Annotated in this window: 23 protein-coding genes; 8 read left to right on the top strand and 15 right to left on the bottom strand. The window is 68.7% G+C overall.

Annotation, left to right across the window (positions count from 1 at the left end; all coding sequences use genetic code 11):
• Nucleotides 1-2: 2 nt before the first annotated feature.
• Nucleotides 3-1133 (bottom strand): alkaline phosphatase family protein, encoded by a 1131-nt coding sequence (locus QE428_RS11525; protein ID WP_307469313.1) that lies wholly within the window; start codon nucleotides 1131-1133, stop codon nucleotides 3-5.
• A 75-nt stretch (nucleotides 1134-1208) separates the two neighbouring features.
• Between QE428_RS11525 and QE428_RS11520 the strand changes: the two genes are divergently transcribed.
• Entirely contained in the window at nucleotides 1209-3662 is a 2454-nt protein-coding gene (locus QE428_RS11520; RefSeq protein WP_307469310.1) for a DNA topoisomerase (ATP-hydrolyzing) subunit A, read from the top strand.
• 7 nt (nucleotides 3663-3669) lie between these two features.
• On the opposite strand, the gene QE428_RS11515 is transcribed toward QE428_RS11520, so the two are convergent.
• Nucleotides 3670-3918: a DUF4287 domain-containing protein gene (locus tag QE428_RS11515; RefSeq protein WP_091353374.1), complete on the bottom strand. Its 249-nt coding sequence runs from the start codon at nucleotides 3916-3918 to the stop codon at nucleotides 3670-3672.
• A 25-nt stretch (nucleotides 3919-3943) separates the two neighbouring features.
• The gene (locus QE428_RS11510) at nucleotides 3944-6016 is read right to left on the bottom strand and encodes a type IIA DNA topoisomerase subunit B (RefSeq protein WP_133399554.1); all 2073 of its coding nucleotides are present in this window, start codon (nucleotides 6014-6016) and stop codon (nucleotides 3944-3946) included.
• Between the two features lie 193 nt (nucleotides 6017-6209).
• Here QE428_RS11510 and QE428_RS11505 point away from each other — a divergent pair, with 193 nt between their 5' ends.
• Nucleotides 6210-6431, top strand: coding sequence for a hypothetical protein (locus QE428_RS11505; RefSeq protein ID WP_091353368.1), 222 nt, complete (start codon nucleotides 6210-6212; stop codon nucleotides 6429-6431).
• A gap of 68 nt (nucleotides 6432-6499) precedes the next feature.
• Here the strand turns inward: QE428_RS11505 and QE428_RS11500 are convergent, their stop codons facing one another.
• The 5 genes from QE428_RS11500 to QE428_RS11480 all read right to left on the bottom strand — a co-directional run bounded on the left by QE428_RS11500 (nucleotide 6500) and on the right by QE428_RS11480 (nucleotide 11756).
• On the bottom strand, nucleotides 6500-7513 hold the full coding sequence (locus QE428_RS11500) for a sugar-transfer associated ATP-grasp domain-containing protein (RefSeq protein ID WP_133399553.1): 1014 nt from the start codon (nucleotides 7511-7513) through the stop codon (nucleotides 6500-6502).
• 24 nt (nucleotides 7514-7537) lie between these two features.
• On the bottom strand, nucleotides 7538-8560 hold the full coding sequence (locus QE428_RS11495; protein ID WP_307469302.1) for a sugar-transfer associated ATP-grasp domain-containing protein: 1023 nt from the start codon (nucleotides 8558-8560) through the stop codon (nucleotides 7538-7540).
• Between the two features lie 2 nt (nucleotides 8561-8562).
• Nucleotides 8563-9267 carry a coenzyme F420-0:L-glutamate ligase gene (locus QE428_RS11490; RefSeq protein WP_091353357.1) on the bottom strand — a complete coding sequence of 235 codons (705 nt, stop codon included), beginning with the start codon at nucleotides 9265-9267 and terminating at the stop codon, nucleotides 8563-8565.
• Complete coding sequence (locus QE428_RS11485; protein WP_091353354.1) at nucleotides 9264-10595, bottom strand: RNA polymerase sigma factor; 1332 nt, start codon at nucleotides 10593-10595, stop codon at nucleotides 9264-9266. Before QE428_RS11485 ends, QE428_RS11490 begins: the two co-directional genes overlap by 4 nt.
• 231 nt (nucleotides 10596-10826) lie before the next feature.
• Nucleotides 10827-11756: a proteasome assembly chaperone family protein gene (locus tag QE428_RS11480; protein WP_133399552.1), complete on the bottom strand. Its 930-nt coding sequence runs from the start codon at nucleotides 11754-11756 to the stop codon at nucleotides 10827-10829.
• A gap of 85 nt (nucleotides 11757-11841) precedes the next feature.
• On the opposite strand from QE428_RS11480, the gene QE428_RS11475 reads away from it, so the two are divergent.
• The 3 genes from QE428_RS11475 to sucB all read left to right on the top strand — a co-directional run bounded on the left by QE428_RS11475 (nucleotide 11842) and on the right by sucB (nucleotide 16478).
• Nucleotides 11842-13314 carry a leucyl aminopeptidase gene (locus tag QE428_RS11475; RefSeq protein WP_091353346.1) on the top strand — a complete coding sequence of 491 codons (1473 nt, stop codon included), beginning with the start codon at nucleotides 11842-11844 and terminating at the stop codon, nucleotides 13312-13314.
• A complete protein-coding gene (gene lpdA / locus QE428_RS11470) occupies nucleotides 13311-14681 on the top strand; it encodes a dihydrolipoyl dehydrogenase (RefSeq protein WP_307469290.1) in 1371 nt (456 codons plus the stop codon). The genes QE428_RS11475 and lpdA overlap by 4 nt, the downstream gene beginning before the upstream one ends.
• A gap of 63 nt (nucleotides 14682-14744) precedes the next feature.
• Nucleotides 14745-16478, top strand: a complete 1734-nt coding sequence (gene sucB, locus QE428_RS11465; protein ID WP_307469288.1) for a 2-oxoglutarate dehydrogenase, E2 component, dihydrolipoamide succinyltransferase — start codon at nucleotides 14745-14747, stop codon at nucleotides 16476-16478.
• A gap of 18 nt (nucleotides 16479-16496) precedes the next feature.
• Here sucB and QE428_RS11460 read toward each other — a convergent pair whose 3' ends face one another.
• On the bottom strand, nucleotides 16497-17552 hold the full coding sequence (locus tag QE428_RS11460) for a hypothetical protein (protein WP_307469285.1): 1056 nt from the start codon (nucleotides 17550-17552) through the stop codon (nucleotides 16497-16499).
• Between the two features lie 91 nt (nucleotides 17553-17643).
• Here QE428_RS11460 and QE428_RS11455 point away from each other — a divergent pair, with 91 nt between their 5' ends.
• Together QE428_RS11455 and QE428_RS11450 are read left to right on the top strand one after the other, a co-directional pair.
• A complete protein-coding gene (locus tag QE428_RS11455) occupies nucleotides 17644-17787 on the top strand; it encodes a hypothetical protein (RefSeq protein WP_307469283.1) in 144 nt (47 codons plus the stop codon).
• Between the two features lie 128 nt (nucleotides 17788-17915).
• Nucleotides 17916-18626: a DUF4191 domain-containing protein gene (locus tag QE428_RS11450; protein WP_091353335.1), complete on the top strand. Its 711-nt coding sequence runs from the start codon at nucleotides 17916-17918 to the stop codon at nucleotides 18624-18626.
• Nucleotides 18627-18632: 6 nt separating this feature from the next.
• Here QE428_RS11450 and QE428_RS11445 read toward each other — a convergent pair whose 3' ends face one another.
• Nucleotides 18633-19061 (bottom strand): RDD family protein, encoded by a 429-nt coding sequence (locus QE428_RS11445; protein WP_091353333.1) that lies wholly within the window; start codon nucleotides 19059-19061, stop codon nucleotides 18633-18635.
• 131 nt (nucleotides 19062-19192) lie between these two features.
• On the opposite strand from QE428_RS11445, the gene glnA reads away from it, so the two are divergent.
• Nucleotides 19193-20617, top strand: coding sequence for a type I glutamate--ammonia ligase (gene glnA / locus QE428_RS11440; RefSeq protein ID WP_018186667.1), 1425 nt, complete (start codon nucleotides 19193-19195; stop codon nucleotides 20615-20617).
• An 84-nt stretch (nucleotides 20618-20701) separates the two neighbouring features.
• Here glnA and QE428_RS11435 read toward each other — a convergent pair whose 3' ends face one another.
• From QE428_RS11435 to QE428_RS11415, 5 genes are all read right to left on the bottom strand, one after another.
• The gene (locus tag QE428_RS11435) at nucleotides 20702-21061 is read right to left on the bottom strand and encodes a GntR family transcriptional regulator (protein WP_307469276.1); all 360 of its coding nucleotides are present in this window, start codon (nucleotides 21059-21061) and stop codon (nucleotides 20702-20704) included.
• A 72-nt stretch (nucleotides 21062-21133) separates the two neighbouring features.
• On the bottom strand, nucleotides 21134-22060 hold the full coding sequence (gene glsA, locus QE428_RS11430) for a glutaminase A (protein WP_307469273.1): 927 nt from the start codon (nucleotides 22058-22060) through the stop codon (nucleotides 21134-21136).
• Nucleotides 22057-22323, bottom strand: a complete 267-nt coding sequence (locus QE428_RS11425; protein WP_307469270.1) for a hypothetical protein — start codon at nucleotides 22321-22323, stop codon at nucleotides 22057-22059. The genes glsA and QE428_RS11425 overlap by 4 nt, the downstream gene beginning before the upstream one ends.
• Nucleotides 22324-22404: 81 nt before the next feature.
• Entirely contained in the window at nucleotides 22405-23313 is a 909-nt protein-coding gene (locus tag QE428_RS11420) for a DUF808 domain-containing protein (RefSeq protein ID WP_091353323.1), read from the bottom strand.
• Between the two features lie 31 nt (nucleotides 23314-23344).
• Entirely contained in the window at nucleotides 23345-26326 is a 2982-nt protein-coding gene (locus QE428_RS11415) for a bifunctional [glutamine synthetase] adenylyltransferase/[glutamine synthetase]-adenylyl-L-tyrosine phosphorylase (protein WP_307469264.1), read from the bottom strand.
• Nucleotide 26327: the final 1 nt, after the last annotated feature.

Raw genomic sequence — 26327 nt, 5'->3', positions numbered from 1 at the left:
GCTCAGCCGAAGGCTCCGAGCCGCACCAGGGGGACGACGCGTTCCTGGTCGGTGAGCGAGCCGTGCTGTCCGATCATGTTCTGCGGCTTCTTGTCGGCCTCTCGATCGTCGTAGTACGCAACGGCGGATCGGGCGGCGACGAGGACGTCGCCGATCCGCGGCAGGACCTCCGGGTCGGGCGACGTGCCGAACAGCCCAGCGGCGACCGCCTCGTCGCGTGACATCACCCAGGAGCGGGAGGACTCGGCATCCCGCCACCGGTTCAGGACCTCGTCCGCTGTGCCCTCCTCGGTATAGAGATGCAGCATCCGCGGCTCACCGCCGACGATGTTCACGCCCTCCACCAGCGGATCGCCCTCTCGGAGCAGGACCTGGCGATGGCGCGGGACGTCGACGATGCCGTGATCGGCGGTGAGGATCGCCGCCGCGTGGGAGCCGATGGCTGCGTCGAGGTCACGGGCGGCGCCGTCCACGCGCTCGAGTCCGGCTGCCCACTCGTCGCTCTCCCATCCGCGGGCATGGGCGATCGTGTCTAGTTCCGGGACGTACGCGTAGACGAGGGCGCCGGGATGCCGGAGGGCGAGGTCCGCGGCGCGTTCCACCCGCTCGGCGATCGAGGCGGCGCCGACGAACTCCGCACCCCGCTGGAGGGCGGCCGTGAAGCCGGTCCCGGCGTAGCGCGGCTGCGAGACGACGAAGCAGGGACGCCCGGCGGCGGCCTCGCGTTCGAGCAGCGGGACCGACCGCTGCCAGGTCAACGGGTCCAGCCCGTCGGTCTCCCATCCTTTGAGCTGATTGGGCGCCAGGTCCGTACCGGGGATGCGGACCCGGTAGCCGACGAGGCCGTGCGTCCCGGGCGTCTCGCCGGTCAAGAGACTCGCGAGCGCGACCGCCGTGGTCGAGGGGAAGACGGTGCGGATGGCATCCTTCTTCGTCATCCGTCCGGTGAGGAATCGGGCGTACCCGGCGCGGGCGGTCAGGTTCGCGCGACCGAGACCGTCGACGAGCAGCACGATCGCCGACCGGGTGGGCGGGAACCACTTACCCCGGCCCTCGAGAGAGGCCAGGATCTGCGGCACGACACCGGTGAGGCTCCGGGCTGACGGCGGGTCCGCGGGTAGGCTGAGTGACACCCGGGTCAGTCTTCCACACGGTGCTCCGCCGCCGTTTCTGGCCCCCGCAGCATCTCCCGAAGACCGATCGAGGCCATGGCATCGCGCACTCCCCCTCCCCCGCCCGCTGTTGAACGCATCGAGGACGTCGACCTCGCTGACGAGATGCAGGGCTCGTTCCTGGAGTACGCCTACTCGGTCATCTACTCACGTGCCCTTCCGGATGCCCGTGACGGGCTGAAGCCCGTGCAGCGCCGCATCCTCTTCCAGATGTCCGAGATGGGTCTACGCCCCGACCGTGGCCACGTGAAGAGCGCGCGCGTCGTCGGCGATGTGATGGGCAAGCTGCACCCGCACGGCGACTCCGCGATCTACGACGCGCTCGTCCGCCTCGCGCAGGACTTCGCGCTCCGCGTGCCGCTCGTCGACGGACACGGCAACTTCGGGTCGCTCGATGACGGCCCCGCGGCCGCTCGCTACACCGAGGCTCGACTCGCGGCATCCGCTCTGGCCCTCACGGAGAACCTCGACGAGGACGTCGTCGACTTCATCCCCAACTACGACGGCCAGTTCCAGCAGCCCGAGGTCCTCTCCGCCGCCTTCCCGAACCTGCTCGTCAACGGCGCGACCGGTATTGCCGTGGGCATGGCGACGAACATGGCACCGCACAACCTCATCGAGGTCGTCTCAGCCGCCATCCACCTGCTCGAGAACCCCGGCGCGACCCTCGAGGAGCTCATGGAGTTCGTGCCGGGACCGGACCTTCCCGGCGGCGGCGTCATCGTCGGACTCGACGGCATCAAAGAGGCTTACCAGACCGGCCGCGGGACGTTCCGCACCCGCGCGAAGACCTCGATCGAATCCCTCGGCCCGCGCCGCACGGGCATCGTCGTCACGGAGCTCCCCTACATGGTGGGACCGGAGCGCGTCATGGAGAAGATCCGCGACGCCGTCTCGTCGAAGAAGCTCACCGGAATCTCCGACCTCACCGACCTGACCGACCGCAACAACGGCCTGCGCCTTGTGATCGGGATCAAGACCGGCTTCGATCCGAACGCCGTCCTGGAGCAGCTCTACCGCCTCACACCGCTCGAGGACTCGTTCGGCATCAACAACGTCGCGCTCGTCGGCGGTCAGCCGCAGACCCTCGGGCTCACGGAACTGCTGCGCGTCTACCTGGATCACCGCATCCAGGTCGTCACCCGACGCAGCCGCTACCGCCTCGCGCGCAAGCAGGAACGCCTGCACCTCGTCGAGGGCCTCCTCATCGCGATCCTCGACATCGACGATGTCATCCAGGTCATCCGCACATCCGACGACAGCGAGCAGGCGCGCACACGCCTCATGGACGTGTTCGACCTGTCCCAGCTGCAGGCCGAGTACATCCTCGAGCTGCGGCTGCGCCGGCTCACGAAGTTCTCGCGCGTCGAGCTCGAGGCCGAGCAGAACACGCTCAAGACCGACATCGCCGCACTGGAGGAACTCCTCGGCAGCGACGTGCTCCTTCGCCGCCAGGTCGCAACGGAGTTGGACGCCGCGGCCGACGCCTTCGGCACGCCGCGACGCACGCTGCTCATGAACGGCGGTCCCGTCGCCCCGCGCGGCCGCGCCGCAGCGCCGGCGGACCTGCAGATCGCCGATGCGCCGTGCCGCGTCTACCTCTCGGCGACCGGACGCATGGTGCGCGCGGAGCTCGTCGCGGATGCGCCCGGAGGCGGCGTCGTCACGCCGACGCGACGCTCGAAGCACGACGCCATCCGGTCGTCCGTCGACGGCACGACGCGCGGTGACCTCGGAGCGGTGACCACCCTGGGCCGGCTGGTGCGCTTCACGCCCGTCGACCTCCCGTCTGTGCCGGCGAACTCGGTGCAGCTCGCGGCGGGCACCCGCGCCGACCAGTATCTCGGCCTCGCCCCGACCGAGCACGTCGTCGCGATCGTCCCGCTGACGGCCGACGCCCCGATCGCGCTCGGAACGGCGCAGGGCGTCGTCAAGCGCGTCGCCGCGACAGAGCTGCCCCCCGGCAAGCCGGACGTCGAGATCATCTCCTTGAAGCCCGGCGACACCGTGGTCGGCGCCGCACTCGCCCCCGACACCACGGAGCTCGTGTTCGTATCGAGCGATGCCCAGCTCCTGCGCTTCGATGCGTCTTCCGTTCGCCCGCAGGGCCGATCTGCGGGCGGTATGGCCGGGATCCGACTGTCGGATGGCGCTCGTGTCATCGCATTCTCAGCGATCAGCACGACGGACGACACCGTGGTGGCGACGGTCGCCGGGGCGAGCGCCGCGTTGCCGGGCACGGATCCGGGATCGGCGAAGGTCTCGCTGTTCTCCGAGTTCCCCGCGAAGGGCCGGGCGACCGGCGGGGTCCGCGCGCAGCGTTTCCTCCGGTGGGAGGATGCACTGCTCGTCGCGTGGGTCGGCGATCAGCCGCGCGCCGTCGGCATCGACGGTGCGGTCCGACCGCTGCCGGAGACCGGTGCGAAGCGGGATGCCTCGGGCCAGGCGCTCGACGCCGCGATCGGGGCCATCGGCACGACGGTGGACTGAACCGGCCTCAGCCGGCGAGCTTCGCCTTCACGTAGGCGACGATGGCATTGGCGTGTCCGTGCCCGAGACCGTGCTCGTTCTTCAGGACGGCCACCGTCTCCATGTGCGTGCGGGTGTCGAGGCTGTCCGCGGCGATGTCGAGCCAGCGCTGCACCGGCTGTCCGTAGGTCTTCTCGATGCTTGGAAAGTACGAGGCAGGGCCTTTCGGCTTCTCCCCCGGGGCGATGACCGGCGCAACGACACGATGGGCTTCCATACCCGTCACGCTAGCGCCGCGGGCGTCAGGCGTCGATGCGCTCGCGATCGAGGCGTTCGCTCGAGGTGACGATGAAGTCGCGACGCGGCGCGACCTCGGAGCCCATCAGCAGCTCGAACACCGTCGATGCGACCTCGGCGTCCTGCACGCGGACCCGGCGGAGCGTCCGGCCCGCGCGGTCCATCGTCGTGGTGGCGAGCTGGTCGGCATCCATCTCGCCGAGACCCTTGTACCGCTGGACCGGCTCCTGCCAGCGCTTACCGGACTTCGTCAGCTTCGCGAGCAGCGTGTGCAGCTCCTGCTCGCTGTAGGTGTAGATCGTCTCGTTCGGCTTCGTGCCGGGATTCATGACCACGACGCGGTGCAGCGGCGGGACGGCAGCGTAGACGCGGCCCTCTTCGATCAGCGGACGCATGTAGCGGAAGAACAGCGTCAGCAGCAGCGTGCGGATGTGAGCGCCGTCGACATCGGCGTCGCTCATCAGGATGATCTTGCCGTAGCGAGCGGCTTCGAGGTCGAAGGACCTTCCCGACCCCGCTCCGATCACCTGGATGATCGCGGCGCACTCCGCGTTCGACAGCATGTCGCTGATCGAGGCCTTCTGCACGTTGAGGATCTTGCCGCGGATCGGCAGGAGCGCCTGGTACTCGCTGTTGCGCGCGAGCTTCGCGGTGCCGAGCGCCGAGTCGCCCTCGACGATGAAAAGTTCGGACTCGGCCACGTCGTTCGTGCGGCAGTCGGCGAGCTTCGTCGGCAGCGACGACGACTCGAGCGCGTTCTTGCGGCGCTGCGTCTCTTTGTGGGTGCGCGCGGAGATGCGCGCCTTCATCTCCGAGACGACCTTCTCGAGCAGGAGCGCGGTCTGCGCCTTGTCGTCGCGTTTCGGCGAGGCGAACTTCGCGGCGAGCTCTTTCGAGACGACGGATGCAACGATGTTGCGGACCGCCGGAGTGCCGAGGATCTCCTTCGTCTGCCCCTCGAACTGCGGTTCGGGCAGGCGCACCGTGAGCACGGTCGAGAGCCCGGCGAGGATGTCGTCTTTCTCGATCTTCTCGTTCGCCCCGACCTTGAGCTTGCGCGCGTTCGACTCGATCTGACCCCGAAGGGTTTTCATGAGCCCCTGCTCGAAGCCCTGCTGGTGCGTGCCGCCCTTGGGCGTCGCGATGATGTTGACGAACGAACGGGCGACCGTCTCATACCCCGTGCCCCACCGGAGGGCGATGTCGACCTCGCACTCGCGCTCCACCTCGGTGGGCACCATGGCGCCGGAGGGCTGCAGGACGGGGACCGTCTCCGTGAAGGTGCCCGTTCCGGACAGCCGCCAGGTGTCCGTGATGGGCGCGTCCGGTGCGAGGAAGTCCGCGAATTCCGAGATGCCGCCGTCGTAGCGGAAGCTCGTTTCGATCTCCTCGTCGGTCCGGCGGTCGACGATGACGATCTCGAGACCGGGGACGAGGAACGCGGTCTGCCGCGCGCGCTGCTCGAGCTCGCTCAGATCGAAAGCGGCATCCTTCGTGAAGATCTGCCGGTCCGCCCAGTAGCGGATGCGGCTTCCGGTGACACCGCGAGGCGCCTTGCCGACGACTCTGAGCTCGCTGGACTTCTCGAAGGGACGGAACGGCGATGCCGGACCGTCGCCGTCGAACAGTCCGGGTTCTCCGCGATGGAACGACATGGCATACGTCTTGCCGCCCCGGTCGACCTCGACGTCGAGCCGCTCAGACAACGCGTTCACGACGGACGCGCCGACACCGTGGAGACCACCGGATGCCGCGTAGGACCCGCCGCCGAACTTGCCTCCCGCGTGGAGCTTGGTGAAGACGACCTCCACGCCCGACAGTCCGGTGCGGGGTTCGATGTCGACCGGGATGCCGCGGGCCCGGTCGCGGACCTCGACGCTGCCGTCGGCGTAGAGCAGGATCTCGATCCGGTCGCCGTGCCCACCGAGCGCCTCGTCGACGGAGTTGTCGATGATCTCCCAGAGGCAGTGCATGAGACCGCGGGAGTCCGTCGAGCCGATGTACATGCCCGGCCGCTTGCGCACGGCTTCGAGCCCTTCCAGGACCTGGAGATGATGGGCGGAATACTCGGCGGTCACGATCTCCCATCGTATTCGGCACGACCGACAGTCGCCTGACCGACACACGAGCACGGGAGCCGACGCGGACGCGGCGGGCACATACCGTACGCCCGGAGCGAAATGTCATGCAATGGCGGCATACCCACAACATCCGCGTGGTTGTATGACATGACAGTTCACCCGTCATGAGCAGTACGAGGAGGCACCTGACATGAGCACGTCGACCACCACCGAGCCCGGAGCCGTCCTCGAACACCGCCTGACGGCGATGGATCGCTGCGACTCCTGCGGAGCCCAGGCCTACATCGCCGCCGAGGTCAACGGGAGCGAGCTCCTGTTCTGCGCCCACCACGGCCGCAAGTACGAAGAGAAGCTGCGCGCCGTCGCCACCTCGTGGCACGACGAGACCGCTCGCCTGACCGAGGCGGTCTGAGCCGCGGCATCACGATCACGACGAAAGCCCCCTGCATCATGCAGGGGGCTTTCGCGTGAGAGCTCGAGTCAGAACCCGACGGCCGCCTGGTAGACAGGCAACAGGCCGGTGCGGACACCCGAGGCCGAGGGCTTCGGCTGGAAGACGCTCGAGTTGTGGTTCCCCTCGATGACGACCGGGCCGGCCGGGGTGATCGCGATGTCCCACCCCACGTACGGCGCTTCGGGCGTGCGGCGTGCGAGCGCGGCGACGAGGTCGAGGACGCGGCCGTACTCGGGCACCTGGAATCCGACGATCGGCGTCCCGGTCACCGGGTGCTCACGGTAGACGTTGCTGTTCTTGTCGACTCCCGGATACATGGCGATCCCGTCGTCGTCGAGCATCGTGAACATCCCGCCCGAGGCGAAGTTGTCGATCACGTCCCCGTTGCCGATGCGGAGCACCGCCGCCAGCAGGTGGACGCGGTCCTCCTCGTCGAGGAACGTGATGAGGCGGACGGTGTTCACGGCGTCCGGGTAGAGCGCCGACATCTCGGGGTGCTGGACGATGAACTCGTCGAGGACGGTCTGCCCCTTGGCTGTGACCTCGGCGCGGAAGCGTGCTGCGTCGACGTCGGGGGCGACTGCGTGCAAATCGATCCCGCCGCCGCCGTGCCCCTCGTTCGGCTTCGCGAGGACGCGTGGATGGCGAGCGAGGAAAGCCGCCAACTGGGTGTCGTCGACGTCGCGGAGGTCGATCGTCTCGCGGCCGAGGAGGTCCGCGTACTCCCGGGCGAAACGACGCTTGTCCTCGAGCTTCGAACGCCCTTCGGGCGTGTTGTACATCTTCGTGATCCGGAACGACTTGGGGTGCGTCATCCACGTCTTCCGCTCCTGCGCGTTCAGCAGGCGGATGTCCCAGACGGCGTAGTCGCGGAAGGCCATGTCGTAGCGCACCGAGCACCACAGCATGTCGGCGATGATCACCGGCAGGGGCGCCCTCGACACGCGCTGCACGGTGCGCGCGAACTCGACGAGGTTGCCCGGTCGGATCTTCCGCGCGCGTCGGATCAGGTACTGCAGGCGGACGCGGATGCGGCGCATGGCGGTCCCTTCGGTTCGGGTCGGTCAGAAACGCATCGCGGCGCGGTACCGAGGCAGCAGGCCACGGCGGATGCCGGAGACGGACGGCTTCGACTGGAACACACCCGAGTTGTGGTTGCCCTCGATGACGACCGGACCCTCGGGCGTGATGGCGATGTCCCACCCGATGTACGGGAACGCGGGCACGCGTCGCGCAAGCCGGTCCACCAGTGCCAGGACCTCGTCGTACAGGGGGACCTGGAAGCCCGTGATGGGCGTGCCGGTGGCGGGGTGCTCCGCGAACGGGCGCCCCTCCTCGTCGCTGGCGGCGTGGAGTGCGCGGCCGCTGTCGTCGAGCATCGTGTACATGCCGCCGTTGCTGAAGTTGTCGATGACGCCGCCGTTGCCGATCTTCAGGACGCCCGCGAGCACATGCACCTCGCCGTCGGGGTCGAGGTACGACACCATCCGGAGCGAGTTGACGCTGCCCGGATAGAGCGCAGCCATGTCGGGGTGCTGGACCAGCACCTCTTCGACCAGGTTCTGCCGGTCCGACAGAAGCTGCTCGCGGAACGCGGCGGTGTCGCCGATCTCGGCGGAGTCGATCAGCGTGATGCCGTTACCTCCGACGCCGCCGGGGTTCTTCGCGATGATGCGCGGATGCCGGTCCACGAAATCGGCGAACGTCGCGGCATCCGTTTCGTCGAGATCGATCCACTCGCGGCCGAGCTCCGGACCGAACCGCGTCGCGAACTGGAGCTTGTCGTCGAAGACGGCACGCTGCGCGTTGTCGTTGAGACGTCGCGACAGGTGGAACGACTTCGGGTCGGTCATGTACGTCTTGCGCTCGCGCCCCTTGAGGATGCGGAAGTCCCACTCCGAGTAGTTCTCGAACGTGGTCTCGTAGCGCACCGAGCACCACGCCATGTCGGCCACGACCCACCACAGCGGAGCCTTCGAGAGCCGCGCGGACTGGCGGGCGAACTGGAGCACCCGATCGGTGTCGAAGTTGACGACGCGCTTCACGAAGAAGCGTCCGCGACGATAGAGCCTGTTCACGGCACCCATGATCAGGCCTTCGTGGAACGGATGATGCCGAGCGGCGTGGACTGGTGTCCCTGACCGAGCGGATTGTCCGAGAGGATGCGGACGAGCCGCTGCTCCCCCGCCTTGTCGAGCGTCGACCCGAGGATGTTGCCACCGATGTCGTTGATGTCGACGACGGCGACCTCGTAGGACCCACCGAGACGGGTCTTCAGTCGCGCCGCCACGGCAGCCGGATCCTTCGGACCGAGCACGACCGCCTTGTTGTACGGCGGGATCGTGTGCGGCGTGGGCCCATCGATGGAGCGCGCCTTGTCGCCGGCGATCCGGTAGAAGTCACCACGGCGTCCGAAGAGCTTCGTCACAGCTGCGACACCGGCCGCGAACACGATCCGAGGCGTCCCGCACTCGCGCAGCGCCATCTCCATCGTCTCGGGCATGCCGAGGCCGATGCCGTACTTCGTCTTCACGACGTAGCGCGACAGGAACCGTGCGAGCGGCCTGGGCGTGATGTCCTCGACGAGGTACGAGCGCCCCTGCGTGATCGCGACGATCTTCTCGGTCACGAAGAGCAGGTCGCCGGGCTGGAGCTCCGGAGCGGCGTAGGTTGCGACGATCTCGTCGATGTCCTCGCCCGGCATGACCACGTGCGTCCGGATGGGGATCCGGGCGTACGTCGCGCCGTCGACCGCTCGCGTGAGCTCCTTGCCCTCGTTCGCGGCGTCGCTCATTCGAGGTAGTCCCGGAGCGACTGCGACCGCGACGGGTGCCGCAGCTTCGCCATCGTCTTGGACTCGATCTGACGGATCCGCTCACGCGTCACCCCGAACGTGTCGCCGATCTGGTCGAGCGTCTTGGGCTGACCGTCGCCGAGGCCGAAGCGCATCCGGATCACGCCCGCCTCGCGCTCGCTCAGCGAGTCGAGGAGGGATTCCAGCTGCCGCTGCAGCATCGTGAAGCCGACGGCGTCGGCGGGGACGACCGCCTCGGTGTCCTCGATGAGGTCGCCGAACTCGCTGTCGCCGTCCTCACCCAGGGGGGTGTGGAGCGAGATCGGCTCGCGACCGTACTTCTGCACCTCGATGACCTTCTCGGGGGTCATGTCGAGCTCGCGGCTGAGCTCCTCGGGCGTGGGCTCACGGCCCAGGTCCTGGAGCATCTGACGCTGCACGCGGGCGAGCTTGTTGATGACCTCGACCATGTGGACCGGGATGCGGATCGTCCGTGCCTGGTCGGCCATGGCGCGCGTGATGGCCTGACGGATCCACCACGTCGCGTAGGTCGAGAACTTGAAGCCCTTCGTGTAATCGAACTTCTCCACGGCGCGGATGAGACCGAGGTTGCCCTCCTGGATGAGATCCAGGAACTGCATGCCGCGGCCGGTGTAGCGCTTGGCGAGCGAGACCACGAGGCGGAGGTTGGCGCCGAGCAGGTGGCTCTTCGCACGCTGTCCGTCACGTGCGACCCACTGCAGGTCGAGACCGAGCTGCGCCGACTTCTCGGCCGCCGTCATGTGGGAGAGCTTCTCCTCGGCGAACAGGCCGGCCTCGATGCGCATCGCCAGCTCGACCTCTTCGGCGGCGTTGAGGAGCGGGACCTTGCCGATCTGCTTCAGGTAGTCCTTGACCGGGTCGGCGGTCGCGCCGGTGATCTGCGTCGAGTAGACCGGGACCTCGTCGTCGTCCGACGACGAGATGACGATCGCGCCCGTCGGAAGCGGCTCGGTGAACGCCGGCTTGGTCGGCTCGTCCTCGTCGTCGCCTTCGGCCTTGTCTGCGTCCTTCTTGGCGTCGTCCTCCGGTGCCTCATCGGTCGCGTCGAGCTCGACCTCCTCCGACTCGCCGTCCTCGTCGTCGTCCTCATCAGCGGACTTCTTCGCGCGGGTCTTCGCCGGGGACGCCTTCGTCGCAGCCGGCTTCTTCGCGGGGGCCTTCTTCGCTGCGGCCTTCTTCGCCGGAGCCTTCTTGGCAGGTGCCTCGGTCTCAACAGGCTCGACGACGTCAGCTTCGTCGACCGCTTCTGCCGCTCGTGTACGGGTGGTCCTCGTGCTCGAAGTCACGTCTCGCCTTTCACCGACGGCACTCCGCCGGGTTTCGGACACTAGTAAGACCCTTGTCAAGTCCCGTGGACACGCACAACGACGTTCCTTCGGACCGGACAACGGGTCATTTCGTCCATTCTCTCACAGGTGTGGGATGCATGAAGGACGCACCGGTGTCAACACCGAAAACCGTATGGGCATTCCCGCGAGACGACGATCGCGGGCGAGGGACGAGAGGGGGCAGGCGCCTCAGCCGAGGCCGGGACGACGATCGTCGTCGCCCGACGGCCGGTTGGCGAGGAAGCGTTCGAGTTCTGCGGCCAGCTCGTCGGCGGAGGGGAGGTCGCCGGTGTGGATGATGGGCTGCGCTTGCGTCGCTCCTGCCATGTAGGCGTCGTAGCGCGTCTCGAGGTTGTGCAGCATGGTGGTCAGCTCATCGCTCGACGACACCTGGTCCTCGACCTTCTCGAGGTACTCGCGGTTCTCGTCGCGCAGCGTGTCGCTGTCGAAGACGAGGCCCGTGGCGATCGAGACGCTGTCGAGGGCGGCGATCGCCGCAGCGGGGAAATCGGTCTCCGCCAAATAGTGCGGAATGAGGAGCGCGAAGCCCGACACCGACATCCCGGCATCCGACAGGCGGTATTCGAGGAGGTGCCCGGCGGTCGACGGCACCTGCGTGCGCGGCTTCCACACCGAGTGGGCTTCGGTCAGATCGCTCCGGTTGCCGCTCACCGTCGTTCCGAGCGGCCGGGTGTGCGGGACGGGCATCGGGATCGCGTGGAACCACGTCACCGATCGGACCTGGAGTCCCTCGGCGAGTCCCACCACGGTGTCGACGAACGCCTCCCACGCGAAGTCGGGCTCGTACCCGGAGAGCAGGACGAACGGCTGCCCCAACGCGTCGTGCACGAGGGCGAGGTCGAGACGGGGCGCCTGATAGTCGGTCAGGTGGTCGCCGTCGAACGTGATGATCGGGCGACGGGCGCGGTAGTCGAAGAGGACATCCGGGTTGAAGGTGACCACCGGCTGCGGGTCGTGCTCGGTGTGCAGGTGATCGACGACTCGCGTCACCGCGGATCCGGCATCGGTGAAGCCGGTCAACGCGACGACCAGAGGCAGACCCGCTGGGACGGGCGGAGCGGTTGTTATGCGCTCGTACAGGGGACCAGACAGGGGCATGTCTCCACTGTAGGAGCAGGCTCCAAGGGGTCGGCGCGCCCGGCGTCCCGCTCTGAGCGAACGCCGCCCTCCATAGGATGGAGGCATGCCGTACCCCGAGCTGACCGTGTCCACCTCTCCTGCACGCGACGGCGGCGCCGACGCGATCGTCCTGGCTCTTCCGCCACTCGATGAGGCGACGACGGTCCTCGCAGACTGGCCGGGCGTAGAAGACGTGCTGCGAGGCGTGGGGTACACCGGCGCCGCCGGCACCACGGTGCGTGTCTTCGCGCCGGCATCCACCGATCTGCCCCTCTTCGTCGTCGGCACCGGAGCGACCCCCTCCGCCGATGCGATCCGGGATGCCGTCGGCGCCGCGGTCCGCACGACCACCGGATTCGCGCGCCTCGCCGTCGCCGTTCCCCACGCCGAGGATCACTGGCGTGCTGCTGCCGAGGGCGCCGTCCTCGGCGGATATCGCTTCGAGGGCTACAAGTCGGGTGAGCCCGGCAAGACGCGCGCCGCTCACGTGACCCTCCACCTCGCCGCCGACGTCGACCCGGCCGATGTGCGCGGCGTCGACATCACCGGTTCCGCCGTCGCTCTCGTGAAGGACCTCGTCAACATCCCCGCCGAGTGGCTCGGCCCGGCCGATCTCGCGGAGCGCGCGATCGAGGCCGTCGCAGGGCTGCCCGTCGACGTCGAGGTCCTCGACGAGTCCGAGCTCGCCGCGCAGGGCTTCGGCGGCATCCTCGGGGTCGGTCAGGGCTCGGACCGCCCGCCGCGTCTCGTCCGCCTGACCTACTCCCCCGCCGGCGCCGACCGCCATGTCGCGATCGTCGGCAAGGGCATCACCTTCGACACCGGCGGCCTGTCGCTGAAGCCGCCGGCATCCATGGTCGGCATGAAGTTCGACATGGCCGGTGCGGCGACGGCTCTCGCGGTCGTGCGGGCGGCCGCGCAGCGCGAGCTGCCCGTCGGGGTCACCGCCTGGCTCTGCATCGCCGACAACATGCCCTCCGGACGCGCGACCCGCCCGGGCGACGTGCTCCGCATGCTCGACGGGACGACCGTCGAAGTGCTCAACACGGATGCCGAGGGCCGCCTCGTCATGGCTGACGGTCTCGTCGCGGCGAGCCGAACGCAGCCCGACGTCATCGTCGATGTCGCCACTCTGACGGGCGCCGTCATCGTGGCGCTCGGCAACCGGCACACCGGCGTCATGGGCGACGACGACGCCGTGGCGCGCTACCTAGAGGCGGCCGGCTCCGTCGGCGAGGCCGCCTGGCGGCTGCCTCTCCCCGAGCACATGGAGGACGAGCTCGACTCCCCCATCGCCGACCTGCGCAACGCCAAGGTCGGCGATCCTGCGGGAGGCACGATGTTCGCAGGGCTCTTCCTGCAGCGGTTCGTCGGACGGATGTCGGAGGATGCCGACGCACCCCGCATCCCCTGGGTCCATCTCGACATCGCCGGAAGCGGTGAGAACAAGGCGTCACCCTTCGGTCCGACGGACAAGGGCCCGACGGCGGCGACGGTGCGATCGCTCCTCGCCTTCCTCGAGGCGGAATCGCGATGACCCGTCACGAGTTCGACCTGGTCGTCCTGGGTGGCGGCAGCGGCGGGTATGCAGCGGCGATCCGCGCCAGCGAGCTCGGCAAGACCGTGGCACTCGTCGAGAAGGACAAGGTCGGGGGGACCTGCCTGCATCGAGGCTGCGTGCCGACGAAGGCGCTGCTGCACACGGCCGAGATCGCCGATCACGTGCGCGAAGCGGCGTCCGTGGGTGTCGACGCAACGTTGTCGGGTTTCGACACGTCGCGGATGACCGCGTACCGCGAGGGCATCGTCGCCAAGAAGTACCGAGGCCTGCAGAGCCTGCTGTCGACGCGCGGGATCACCGTCGTGCCCGGCGAGGGACGGCTGACCGCCGACCGGACGATCGTGGTGGGCGACGATGAGTACGCCGGTGCGGACGTGATCCTGGCGACGGGCTCGCGGACGCGGTCCCTCCCCGGGATCGAGCCCGGCGGACGAGTCCTCACGAGCGAGACGGCGCTCACCCTCGACGAGGTGCCGTCGTCGGTCGTGATCCTCGGCGGCGGGGTGATCGGCGTCGAGTTCGCCAGCGCGTGGCGTTCGCTCGGCGCCGAGGTCCTCATCGTCGAAGCACTGGACCGTCTGCTGCCTGCGGAAGAGGCCGCCTCGAGCAAGGCTCTCGAGCGCGCCTATCGCAAGCGCGGCATCCAGACCGCCCTGTCGACCCGGTGCGACGGCGTGACCGCGCGCGCGGACGGCGTCGCGGTGACACTCTCGGACGGTCGGGTCGTCGACGCGGACTACGTCCTCGTCGCCGTGGGACGCGGACCCGTCACGGACGGACTCGGCCTGGCTGAGGCCGGAGTCTCGCTCGATCGGGGCTTCGTGACCGTCGACGCCGACCTCCGGACCACGGTCCCCCACGTCTGGGCCGTCGGCGACATCGTTCCCGGACTGCAGCTCGCCCACCGCAGCTTCCAGCAGGGCATCTTCGTGGCGGAGCGGATCGCGGGGCTTTCACCCGTTCCGGTGCCGGAATCGACGATCCCGCGTGTCTCGTACTCGCATCCCGAGGTCGCCTCGGTGGGGTTGACGGAGGAGCAGGCGCGGGCTGCGCACGGCGACCGGGTCACCGCATTCGAGTTCAACCTCGCGGGCAACGCGAAGAGCGAGATCCTCGGGACCGCCGGGTTCGCCAAGGTCGTCCGGATCACGGACGGGCCGGTCGTCGGCGTCCATCTGGTGGGCGACCGCGTGGGCGAACTCATCACCGAAGGGCAACTCGCCATCGGATGGGAAGCGCACCCCGAGGACATCGCCCCCTTCGTCCACGCTCACCCCACCCAGAGCGAAGCCCTCGGCGAGGCGTTCCTCGCTCTCGCGGGCAAGCCCCTCCACACCATCTGACCCCGTCGCACTCGCGACACTAAGCTAGAGAGCACATCGCTTTTTCTTGAAGGAGACACAGTCATGAGCACATCCGTGGTCCTCCCCGCGCTCGGTGAGAGCGTCACTGAGGGAACGGTCACCCGCTGGCTCAAGAAGGTCGGTGATTCGGTCCAGGCCGACGAAGGTCTCCTCGAGATCTCGACCGACAAGGTCGACACCGAAATCCCCTCGCCCGTCAGCGGCGTGATCGAGGAGATCCTCGTGGACGAGGACGAGACCGTCGAGATCGGTGCCGTTCTGGCCAAGATCGGTGACGGATCGTCGACTCCCGCTGAGTCGGCACCCGCCGAGGAGTCGGCACCCGCCGAGGAGCCGGCCGCCGAAGAGCCCGCCGCCGAGGCGCCCGCACAGGAGGAGGCACCGGCCGAGTCCGCACCGGCATCCTCCGCCCCCGCCTCGTCCGGTGACGCGAAGGACGTCGTCCTCCCCGAACTCGGCGAGAGCGTCACCGAAGGCACCGTCACCCGCTGGCTGAAGCAGGTCGGCGATGACGTCGCCGTCGACGAGCCCCTCCTCGAGATCTCGACCGACAAGGTCGACACCGAGATCCCCTCGCCGATTGCCGGAACCCTGACCGAGATCCTCGTCCAGGAGGACGAGACCGTCGAGGTCGGTGCCGTGCTGGCTCGCGTCGGCTCCGGCGCCGCTGCACCGGCCGAGGCGGCCCCCGCCGCGCCCGCCGAGGAGAAGGCTGCCGAGCCCGAGGCCCCGAAGGCCGAAGAGCCCAAGGCCGAAGCACCCAAGGCCGAAGAGCCCAAGGCCGAAGAGCCCAAGGCTGCAGAGCCCGAGGCGGAAGCGCCCAAGGCCGAAGAGTCGAAGGCTCAGGAGCCTCAGGCCGCCCCGGCCGAGGATGGCGTGACCTACGTCACCCCGCTCGTCCGGAAGCTCGCTCAGCAGCACGGCGTGGACCTGTCGACGGTCACCGGCAGCGGTGTCGGCGGGCGCATCCGCAAGGAAGACGTCCTGAAGGCCGCCGAGGCTCCGAAGGCCGACGCCGCTCCGGCGGCGACGCCGGCACCCGTTGCCGTCGAGGTGTCGCCGCTGCGCGGCACGACGCAGCCGATGTCGCGTCTGCGCAAGGTGCTCGCCAGCCGCGCCGTCGAGTCCATGCAGCAGACCGCTCAGCTGACCACGGTCGTCGAGGTCGACGTCACGAAGCTCGCGAACTACCGCGACTCCGTGAAGGCGTCGTTCCTCGAGAAGACGGGCGACAAGCTGTCGTTCCTGCCGTTCTTCGCACTGGCCGCCGCCGAGGCTCTGAAGACGTTCCCGATCATCAACTCGACCGTTGACGGCGACCAGATCGTGTACCCGGCGAGCGAGAACCTCTCGATCGCGGTCGACACCGAGCGTGGCCTCCTGACGCCGGTCCTGCGCGACGCGGGCGACAAGAACATCGCTCAGATCGCTCATGAGATCGCCGACCTCGCCGGGCGCACCCGCAACAACAAGCTGAAGCCCGACGAGCTCGCCGGCGGCACCTTCACGCTGACCAACACGGGTTCGCGCGGTGCCTTGTTCGACACCCCCGTCGTGTTCCTGCCGCAGTCCGCGATCCTCGGAACCGGCGTCGTCGTCAAGCGCCCGGGCGTCGTGTCGGTCGACGGGAAGGACGCCATCAGCGTCCGCTCCTACGTCTACCTCGCCCTGTCGTACGACCACCGTGTCGTCGACGGTGCGGATGCCGCGCGGTTCCTCAGCACGATGAAGGCTCGCCTCGAAGCGGCGCAGTTCGAGGGCCAGCTCGGCGCCTGACGCTGACAGCTCGACCGGTCATGGCTGGTCCGCGAGGTCGTACACCTCGCGGGCCAGCCATTTCTCTTGCACCCGGACCATGACGAGCACCTGCGTCCGTTCCGCACCGACGATCTTCACCGCGGCCGCACCGCCGTACTCGTCGACGACCTCGATCGCATAGTCGCCTCCGGCGGAGGGCAAGGCTGCGGGCGCCGACGAGTCCTCCCAGAGCCGAGAACGGCAGGCGTCGTCCGAGCACGACCCCATCTCTGCGATCAAACCGCGCGCAGCGGTGACGATGGCTTCAGGCCCGGCATCCCTCTTCACCGGACGCTGGTCCGTCACAGGAGACACCTCCGCCGTCTGAGGTGGTGCTGACATAGACGGGCTCCGCGGCGGGGTGGCCGGCGCTTCGGACCCGGGCGCATCGGCGGCAGCGGGGCTCTCAGCTTCCCCGCTCGGCCAGAGGGCGCCGCCGAGGATCACCGCGGTCGCGGCCGCACCGGCGACGAGCACGACGCGTCGGCGCCGGGGGCGCGGTTTGGGCCGCGCACGGTCCGGCCGACGAGGGTGTCGCACCGCGGAGGCCACCGCGCCCAGTGCGGTGGCCACGCGGTGCGCCACGCCGACATCCACCAGACGGCCGAGCAGGTCGCGCACCGTCGTCGCGAACCCGGTCGGCCGTGTCTGCGCCGCCCCCGCCCGCGTCCTTTCAGGTGGACCGGCGGGGGTCCCCTGACGATCGGTCGGAAGGGGTTCGGGCTCCGCGGCCGCGAACAGCGCGCTTTCGATCTCTTCCGTCTCACGACGCAGTCGACGCGGTTCTTCGATGGCGGCCGCGGCGCGTTCGAGAGCAGCGTCGAGAACGGCGGCCCCCGAGTCCGGAGTGCGCCGGGCGACCGCCTCCCGGAGCAGAGCTACGGTGTCGTGACGCCAGGCCAGCGCGCCTGTCAGGGCGAGGACGGGTCGCCCCTCGGCCGTCACCCACCAGCGTCCCGTCTCCGCGCCCAGCCGATCGGCTTCGGCGGCGCCTCGCAACGCGCTGATGGCGACCGTGACGAGTGCACCGTCGGACGGAGCACCGTGCCGCACGACCTCGTCGAGGGTGACGGGGCAGTGAGGAAGGATGACGCAGGATCCGTCGGGCGTACCGGCGGAGTCGAGTGGCGCGAGGATGTGCTCGGTGCCGCCGGCCGCCCAGGCGGGCGAGGTGCCGAAGTCGTTCCGCGCCGACCCAGACGGCCGGCGTCGCCCCGCCGCGCAGTACACCCGCGAACGGGGCTTCGGCGGTGGTCAGTTCGCGGAGCGCGGGGGGCACCTCGAGTGAGAGCGGATCCATCCCCTCAGGGTGCGCGTCGTCGCCGCCCCAGGGCGGGGATGCGAGGGGGTCGTGGACAGCCGGCAGCCGACGAACCGTGTGAAGAAGTCTGCGAGCCGCGAAGGTAGGCTGATCCCATGGCATCCCGCAGTACCGCACCAGAGAAGCGCCCTGGATTCTTCTCGCAGATCCGCTCGCTCTACACGTTCACCAAGAACGAGTTCCGGTGGCTGCCGTGGGCATTGGCCGGCACGGTGCTCGTCGGTATCGGCATCGGCATCGGCATCGGGTTCCTCGTGCAGCCCGTGCAGCTCTGGAGCATCATCCTGTGGGGCGTCAGCGGCGTGCTCATGGGCGTCCTGCTCGCCATGATCCTGCTGACGCGACTGTCGACTCGGGTTATGTACCGGAAGCTCGACGGGATGCCGGGTGCCGTGGGCCACGTGCTGTCGACCGGTCTCGGCCGCAGCTGGGTGACGTCGGAGATGCCCGTCGGCGTCAACCCGCGCACGCAGGACGCCGTCTACCGCGCCGTCGGTCGCGGCGGCGTCGTCATCATCGGCGAGGGTGCTCGCGGACGTCTGACGCGACTCATCAACGATGAGCGCAAGAAGGTGTCGCGAGTGGCATCCGGAATCAACGTCGAGGTCCTCTACGTCGGCGACGAAGAGGGTGACATCCACATCTCGAAGCTCGGCAAGACGATCAAGTCGCTGCCCAAGACCGTCGATCGCGCCACTCTCGCCGCCGTCGTCAAGCGGATCGACTCGGTGTCGCAGTCGGTCACGTCGCTGCCGATCCCCAAGGGCATCGATCCGGCGCGCGCGCGGGCTCAGCGTCCGCGGTGATACCGCTCAGCCTCTGACGAGGACGGTTCCCACGACCTTGTCGTGGAGACCTCGCTGATCGGCGTCCCAGATGACCGCCGGCAGCACCAGCACGAGCAGCGCCGTCCGCACGATGGGGCGCCACAGACCAGGCCAGCCTCCGCGGGCCAGTTCGACCCGCATGCCGAGGATGCGGTGCCCGGGGCTCCCGCCGATGGTCGGGATGAAGAGGATCTGCAGGACGGCGAAGACGATCATCGGCGCGAAGAGGGTCCATCCGGCTTTCTCGGGCAGCGCGAACTGGTCGTATCCGAAGAACGCCGTGGCGAGGATCGTGGCCGCGGCGTAGTCGATGAAGAGGGCGCCGATGCGGCGGCCGGGACGGCCGATGCTGCCGCGGCCGGTGGCGGGACGGCCGAGCCGCTCGCCGGGATAGTCGGGCAGGGTCGAAGACACCCCATCAGCGTAATCGCGCCCACGTAACATCCTCGAAACATCGGAGACACTGCCGGGCAACTGCTGCCCGATAGGTTCGAGGGGCGCCTGATCCGACGGGCGTCGACATCGCACCCGATCTTGGAGACTCCATGTTCAAAGATTCTTCCGAGGTGCTCGCGTTCATCAAGGACGAGGACGTCAAGTTCCTCGACATCCGTTTCACGGATCTCCCTGGTGTCCAGCAGCACTTCAACATCCCGGCCTCGACCGTTGACGAGGAGTTCTTCACGGTCGGCCAGCTCTTCGACGGCTCCTCGATCCGCGGCTTCGCGAACATCCACGAGTCCGACATGCAGCTCATCCCGGATGTCACGACGGCCTACCTGGACCAGTTCCGCGAAGCGAAGACGCTCGTCATGATCTTCGACATCTACAACCCGCGCACGGGCGAGATCTACCACAAGGACCCGCGCCAGGTCGCCAAGAAGGCGGAGAAGTACCTCGCTTCGACCGGGATCGCCGACACGGCGTTCTTCGCTCCCGAGGCGGAGTTCTACATCTTCGACGACGTGCGCTACGAGGTGAAGCAGAACTCGAGCTTCTACTCGGTCGACTCCGAGGAAGGCGCCTGGAACACCGGCCGCGTCGAAGAGGGCGGCAACCTCGCCAACAAGACCCCGTACAAGGGTGGGTACTTCCCGGTCAGCCCGGTCGACAAGACGGCCGACCTGCGCGACGACATCACCCTCAAGCTGATCGAGTCCGGCTTCGTGCTCGAGCGCTCGCACCACGAGGTGGGCACGGGCGGCCAGCAGGAGATCAACTACCGTTTCGACACGATGGTGCACTCGGCGGATGACATCCTGAAGTTCAAGTACATCGTCAAGAACACCTGCGAGGAGTGGGGCAAGGTCGCGACCTTCATGCCCAAGCCCCTCTTCGGTGACAACGGCTCCGGAATGCACACGCATCAGTCGCTGTGGCTCGACGGCAAGCCCCTCTTCTACGATGAGAAGGGCTACGGCGGGCTCTCGGACACCGCTCGCTGGTACATCGGCGGCCTGCTCGCGCACGCTCCCGCGGTCCTCGCCTTCACCAACCCGACGATCAACTCGTACAAGCGCCTGGTCAAGGGCTACGAGGCTCCCGTCAACCTGGTCTACTCGGCCGGTAACCGTTCGGCTGCGATCCGCATCCCGATCACCGGCTCGAACCCGAAGGCCAAGCGCATCGAGTTCCGCGCTCCGGATGCCTCCGGCAACCCGTACCTCGCCTTCGCGGCGCAGATGATGGCCGGCCTCGACGGCATCATCAACCGCATCGAGCCGCACGAGCCGGTCGACAAGGACCTGTACGAGCTGCCCCCCGAGGAAGCGAAGAACATCCCGCAGGTGCCGAACTCGCTCCTCGACTCGCTCGAGGCTCTGCGTGCCGACCACGAGTTCCTCACCCGCGGCAACGTGTTCACGCCCGAGCTCATCGAGACGTGGATCGAGTACAAGATCGAGAACGAGATCAAGCCGATCGCGGCACGTCCGCACCCGTTCGAGTACGAGCTGTACTTCGGGGTCTGATCACCGAATCATCGCGAAGGGCCCGTCGGCATGCGCCGGCGGGCCTTTCCGCATCTGTCCGTCCGGGAGGCGCGACGCCGTCCTTCAGGCGAGGGCGGCGTCGATGATCGCCCGCACCCGGTCCGCGGGCACGGCGCTCTCGCGCGAGACCTCGACGAGCTGCGCGGCGAGCTCCTGCACGCGACGCTCACCGGCATCCGGAGACCACGCCACGACGGTGCCGTTGCGCCCGCGGGTCTCGATCGCTCCGGCCACCTCGAGCTCTTTGTAGGCGCGCGCGACGGTACCGGGCGCCACGCCGAGGTCTGCAGCGAGGTGCCGTACGGTCGGTAGCCGGGTCCCCGCGGGCAGCTCGCCCTCCCGCATCCGGTCCAGCAACTGGGCGCGCAGCTGCTCGAACGGCGGCACCGGTGACGCGGGCTCGATCCTGACGTTCGGCTCCATCGCGCTCCTCCGTTCGACTCTCATCTCATCGTATCGATACAGAGGTCGCGCTTCCGCGTCTCGCCGACCCTGCTAGCCCATTCGACCGAAGGCGTGGAGTCCGAGCTCTGCGCTGAGGATGTCGGCCGCAGCGTGTCCACGCACGCTCGTCCCCCGCTCATCGAGCGGCGGGCTGATCGTCGCGGCGCCCAAGACGCCCGGCACCGACATGACGAGGGCCCCGGACACGCTGGACTTCGCAGGAATGCCGACGCTCCGCATCCATCGCCCGGAGCCGTCGTAAACCCCGCACGTGGCCATGACGGACACGACGTCGCGTGCGACCGCCTCGGGGACCACCCGCTCCCCCGTCACGGGATTGGTGCCGCCGTTCGCAAGCGTGGCGCCCATGACCGCCAAGGCCCGGGCGTCGACGAGAACCGCGCAGGCGCGGGCGTAGACGGCGACGGCGTCATCGGCGGTGACCTTCAGCGTGCCCTCCGACCGCATCAGGTGGGCGAGCGCGTGGTTCCGGTCGCCGAGAAGATGCTCGTCCCGCGCGATCTCCTCATCGACCTCGAGCGATCGGCCCGCGAAGGCCGACAGCCCGCGGAGGATCCGTTCGTCGCGCGCAGCGACATCCCCGCCCTCGACCAGGGATGCCGTCAGGAGCGCCCCCGCATTGACCATCGGATTCGGCGGACGTCCCGTGCCGCTCTCGAGCTTGATCGCATCGAAGGCCTCGCCGGTCGGCTCGATCCCGACACGGTCGAGCGCGGCCCCGTCGGTGTCTGCGAGGGCGAGCGCGAACAGAAACGGCTTCACGGCGGACTGCAGGCTGAATCGAACGTCGGCCTCCTCGGATGCCGAGATCTCCCCGTCCGTGCCGACGATCGCGACGGCGACCAGGTCAGGGTCGGCGGACGCAAGCGCGGGAATGCTGCGATCCAGCTCCCCGCCGGTGTGCGTCCTGACCCTCGCCACCAGGGTCGCGAGGTCGCCCGACGACGGGATGCTCAAAAGCCCGGGAGGTTGATGTCCTTCGGGTCGACCTCGACCTCGCCCACGTCGTCCGGCCCACCCGTCCCGGGTGCCACCTGCACCTGGGACTCATCGACATCGCCGGCTACCTCGTCGGACACGTGTTCACCCTGCTTCTGCTGGGTCTCGGTCTCACTCCCGGGACTGTACGCGGTGTCCTGATCGACCTGGTCGTTCTGCGAGTGAGCGGTATCGGTGGCCGGGGTCGGCTCGTCGGCGGAGCTGTCGTTGTGACTCATCATGATCGGACGCTACGCGCGGGACGGTTCGCCGGCGGCCCCCTTGACAGTGCCGCGGCTCGGCGACCGACGTCCCCAGCGGTCTCAGTGCGCGGCAGCCGAGTCCTTCTCGCCGTGCGCGCGGTCCCCGCCCCGAAGGCGGCCGATGAGCATGATCACACCGACGATCACGAGCCCCAGGATCAGTCCGGCGACCGCGGACACGAGAGTCTCGCCGACCCACACGATGACGGGACCTGCGGCTTCGAGGAGATGCTCGACACCGTGCAACAGGTCCGTCGTCCAGTGCCAGCCGACCTTCCCCACGTTCTCGAGCACGAGGTGGCCGCCGACCCACAGCATGGCGACGGTGCCGAGGATGCTGATGCCGCGGAAGACGGCGGGCATCGAGCGGACGATGCGAGCGCCGTTGTGACGCACGCGCTTGACCGGGCTCTTCGCCATCTTGAGACCGATGTCGTCGATCTTGACGAGGAGGGCGACGGCGCCGTACACGAGGAGCGTCATCATGAGGGCGATGACGGCGAGGATGGCCAGCGTCTGCCACACGCCCAGATCCTCCTCGAGGCTGTCGAGGGCGATGAGCATGATCTCGCTGGACAGGATCAAGTCCGTCCGCACGGCGCCGAGGACGAGCTTCTTCTCGTCGCGCTCCGCCTCCTCCTCCGCGTGCAGATGGAACCCGAACCATTCGAGGACCTTCTCCGCACCCTCGAAGCACAGGAACGCTCCACCGATGATGAGGAGGTACGGGAGGACCCACGGGGCGAACGCGGTCAGCACGAGCGCGATGGGGATGATGATGAGGAACTTGTTGACGAGCGATCCCAGAGCGATCTTGCCGACGATGGGGAGCTCGCGGGCAGGCGTCACGCCCTGCACGTACTGGGGCGTCACCGCGGCGTCGTCGATCACGACGCCCGCCGTCTTGGAGGATGCCTTGAGGGCGGCGCTCAGGATGTCGTCGACGACGGCCAGCAGTCCAACGGACATAGGTGGTGACCCTTTCGGTCTGGTTCGGCGATCAGCCGTAGAAGTGATTCTCGAAGGCACGTCGTGCGCGACGCGCCGTCCGCAGCCAATCCTCCTCCACCTGAGTGGCGGAGCGGGGCTCGTACTCCAGAAGCCTGCCGATACCGTCGAGCTTGCCTCGGTCACTGGGCAGGACATCGCTCGTCTGGCCTGACAACAGGGTGTTCGCCGATCGGAGCCGGCTCGCGAGCCACCATGCCTCCGACAGCCGTTCGGCCGCGTCATCCGGGATGAGGCCCGTTGCCCGCGCAGCCTCCAGCGCAGCCGTCGTCGACGTCGTGCGGAGCCCCTCGATGTCGGCGCCGTGCTGCAGCTGCAGGAGCTGGACGAGCCACTCGACATCGCTGAGGCCGCCGGGGCCGAGCTTCAGGTGCCGCGATCGGTCGACACCCTGCGGGAGCCGCTCGTTCTCGACGCGGGCCTTGATGCGTTTGATCTCGCGCAATCCCTGCGCGTCCGGATCCTGCGGGTACCGGAGGTCGTCTGCCAGCGCCATGAACCGCTCGATCAACCGGATGCTGCCTGCGACACCGCGGGCGCGCAGCAACGCCTGCGCTTCCCAGGACAGCGACCACCGCCGGTAGTACTCCGCGTACGAGTCGATCGATCGAGCCATCGGACCGTTGCGTCCCTCAGGGCGGAGTCCGGCATCGAGGTCGAACGGCGCCCGCTGGTCCTCGGAGTGCGTCCGGAGGCCCTGCACGATCTTCAGCGCGAGTTCCTGGGCTCGTTGCGGCGGAACGCCGTTCGCGTCGTAGACGAACATGACGTCGGCGTCCGACCCGAATCCGAGTTCGGCGCCACCGAACCGGCCCATCGCGATCACGGCGAAATCGAGCGCATCGTCCTCGGGCGGCACGACCTCGCGCCAGACCGCCCGCAGTGTCGCCTGGATCGTCACCTCGCTGATCGAGGTCAGCCCCTGCGCGAGTTCGGCGATGGTGAGCTCGCCGAGCAGCCCGCCCAGGGCGAGACGCAGCAGCTCGCGGCGGCGGAGCGCGCGAACCGACCGCATGGCGTCGTTGATCGACTCGTGCCGAGCCTGGATCGCGCGGGCCTCCTGCTGCAGCGCGAAACCCGACCGCGGCCGCAACTGCTCCGACGAATCGAGCCAGGCCACCGCCTCGGGGATCCACTCCATGAGGTCGGCCGCGTATCGGGAGCCCGACAGGACGTGCGTCAGCCGCTCCGCCGCGCCCGACGAGTCGCGGAGCATGCGGAGGAACCACGGCGTGTCCCCGAGCCGCTCGCTGATCCGCCGGAACGAGACCATGCCGTAGTCCGGGTCGACGCCGTCGGCGAACCATCGGATCATGACCGGCATGAGGTGCCGCTGGATGGTCGCCTTGCGGCTCAGACCGCTGGTGAGCGCACCGATGTGGCGGAGGGTCCCCGCCGGGTCGCGGAATCCGATCGCCGCCAGACGGTCGTGCGCCTGAGCCGAGGAGAGCGCACCCTGCTCGTCGGCGGGCAGCGCAGCCACCGCAGACAGGAGCGGCCGGTAGAAGAGGCGGATGTGGATCTCGCGCACCTGGAGCTTCACGCGCTCCCACACCGCGCCGATGCCCGCGGCATCCGATGCCAGTCCCGTCGCTCGAGCGAGCACGCGCAACTCATCGGAGGAGGTCGGCATCAGGTGCGTCCGCTGAAGTCGACGCAATTGCAGGCGGTGCTCCATGACACGGAGCGTGCGGTAGTGCTGACCGAAGGCGGCGGCATCCGTCCGACCGATGTACCCCTCGCCGACCAGGGCGACGAGGGCCCTCAGGGTGCTCTGCTGGCGGATGCCCTCATCGGCGAGGCCGTGGACGAGTTGCAGCAATTGCACGGTGAACTCGATGTCGCGGATGCCGCCCGGTCCGAGCTTGAGCTGGCGTGCGACCTCATCGGCCGGGATGTGGTCGGTGACGCGCTCCCGCATGCGCTGCACGCTGTCGACGAAGTTCTCACGCGCGCTGCTGGTCCAGACCAGCGGCTGCACGGCGGCGGAGTAGGCCTCTCCCAGTTCGAGGTCGCCCGCGAGAGGTCGCGCTTTGAGGAGCGCTTGGAACTCCCAGCTCTTCGCCCACCGCGCGTAGTAGGACAGATGCGAATCGAGCGTGCGGACGAGAGCGCCCTGCTTGCCCTCGGGACGCAGGTTGGGGTCGACCTCCCACAGCGGTGGTTCGATCTCGACGTCCGAGATGCCGCGCATCGTGAGGGTCGCGAGGCGGGTCGCGATGTCGACGGCGCGTCCTTCGGTGAGGTCGGTCCCCTCCTGCACGCCGGCGACGAAGATGACGTCGACGTCGCTCACGTAGTTCAGCTCGCGCGCACCGGTCTTGCCCATCGCGATGACGGCCAGCCGCGTCGCGGCGACCTCCTCGCGCGGGTACATCCCCGACACGGTCCTCGCCCGTGCCGCGCACAGCGACGCGTCGAGGGCGGCGCCGGCGGCGTCCGCGAGAGCCGCCGCGACGTCGGGCAGCACCTCGGTCGCGTCGTCTGCCGACAGGTCGTAGGCCGCGATCAGGGCGACGATCCGGCGGTAGCGGACACGCAGGGCGACCCACGCGGACTCATCGGATGCCGCGGCGAACCCCTCGGCATCCGCGTCGACGGCCTCGAGGAGGGTCTCGCGCATCGCCGTCGCCGATGGGAGCATCCGCCCGGCTCCGACGAGGTGCGTGAGCTCCTCCGGGTGGCGCAGGAAGAAGTCCGCGAGACCGGACGACGCTCCGAGGAGAGACCAGAGGACGTCCGACGCTTCCGTCAGGACGCGCGTCAGCGCATCCGCGTCGCGGCGCCCGATGCGGACGCTGGACTGAACGGCACCGTCGGGATCGGCCGCCCGCCCCGCCGCGACCACGAGGTCAGCCCGATCGATGCCGGTGAGCGAACTCAGTTCATCCAGCGCATCGGACGATGCCGCGAGATCGGAGAAGCCCGCACGGGCCAGGTCGGTGAGCGCCGCCCGTCGCTCGATGGAGGCCATC

Source organism: Microbacterium sp. SORGH_AS_0505, from assembly GCF_030818715.1.
Classification (GTDB): domain Bacteria; phylum Actinomycetota; class Actinomycetes; order Actinomycetales; family Microbacteriaceae; genus Microbacterium.
The sequence above is the reverse complement of the archived record's forward strand: the minus strand, read 5'-3'. Positions and strand labels throughout refer to the sequence as shown.

Excerpts from the sequence above, each read along its gene's own strand:
- QE428_RS11520 (WP_307469310.1), top strand. The coding sequence starts at position 1,209 with ATGGCATCGCGCACTCCCCCTCCCCCGCCCGCTGTTGAACGCATCGAG.
- QE428_RS11515 (WP_091353374.1), bottom strand. The coding sequence starts at position 3,918 with ATGGAAGCCCATCGTGTCGTTGCGCCGGTCATCGCCCCGGGGGAGAAG.
- QE428_RS11505 (WP_091353368.1), top strand. The coding sequence starts at position 6,210 with ATGAGCACGTCGACCACCACCGAGCCCGGAGCCGTCCTCGAACACCGC.
- QE428_RS11500 (WP_133399553.1), bottom strand. The coding sequence starts at position 7,513 with ATGCGCCGCATCCGCGTCCGCCTGCAGTACCTGATCCGACGCGCGCGG.
- QE428_RS11495 (WP_307469302.1), bottom strand. The coding sequence starts at position 8,560 with ATGGGTGCCGTGAACAGGCTCTATCGTCGCGGACGCTTCTTCGTGAAG.
- QE428_RS11490 (WP_091353357.1), bottom strand. The coding sequence starts at position 9,267 with ATGAGCGACGCCGCGAACGAGGGCAAGGAGCTCACGCGAGCGGTCGAC.
- QE428_RS11480 (WP_133399552.1), bottom strand. The coding sequence starts at position 11,756 with ATGCCCCTGTCTGGTCCCCTGTACGAGCGCATAACAACCGCTCCGCCC.
- QE428_RS11475 (WP_091353346.1), top strand. The coding sequence starts at position 11,842 with ATGCCGTACCCCGAGCTGACCGTGTCCACCTCTCCTGCACGCGACGGC.
- lpdA (WP_307469290.1), top strand. The coding sequence starts at position 13,311 with ATGACCCGTCACGAGTTCGACCTGGTCGTCCTGGGTGGCGGCAGCGGC.
- sucB (WP_307469288.1), top strand. The coding sequence starts at position 14,745 with ATGAGCACATCCGTGGTCCTCCCCGCGCTCGGTGAGAGCGTCACTGAG.
- QE428_RS11450 (WP_091353335.1), top strand. The coding sequence starts at position 17,916 with ATGGCATCCCGCAGTACCGCACCAGAGAAGCGCCCTGGATTCTTCTCG.
- glnA (WP_018186667.1), top strand. The coding sequence starts at position 19,193 with ATGTTCAAAGATTCTTCCGAGGTGCTCGCGTTCATCAAGGACGAGGAC.
- QE428_RS11435 (WP_307469276.1), bottom strand. The coding sequence starts at position 21,061 with ATGGAGCCGAACGTCAGGATCGAGCCCGCGTCACCGGTGCCGCCGTTC.
- QE428_RS11425 (WP_307469270.1), bottom strand. The coding sequence starts at position 22,323 with ATGATGAGTCACAACGACAGCTCCGCCGACGAGCCGACCCCGGCCACC.
- QE428_RS11420 (WP_091353323.1), bottom strand. The coding sequence starts at position 23,313 with ATGTCCGTTGGACTGCTGGCCGTCGTCGACGACATCCTGAGCGCCGCC.
- QE428_RS11415 (WP_307469264.1), bottom strand. The coding sequence starts at position 26,326 with ATGGCCTCCATCGAGCGACGGGCGGCGCTCACCGACCTGGCCCGTGCG.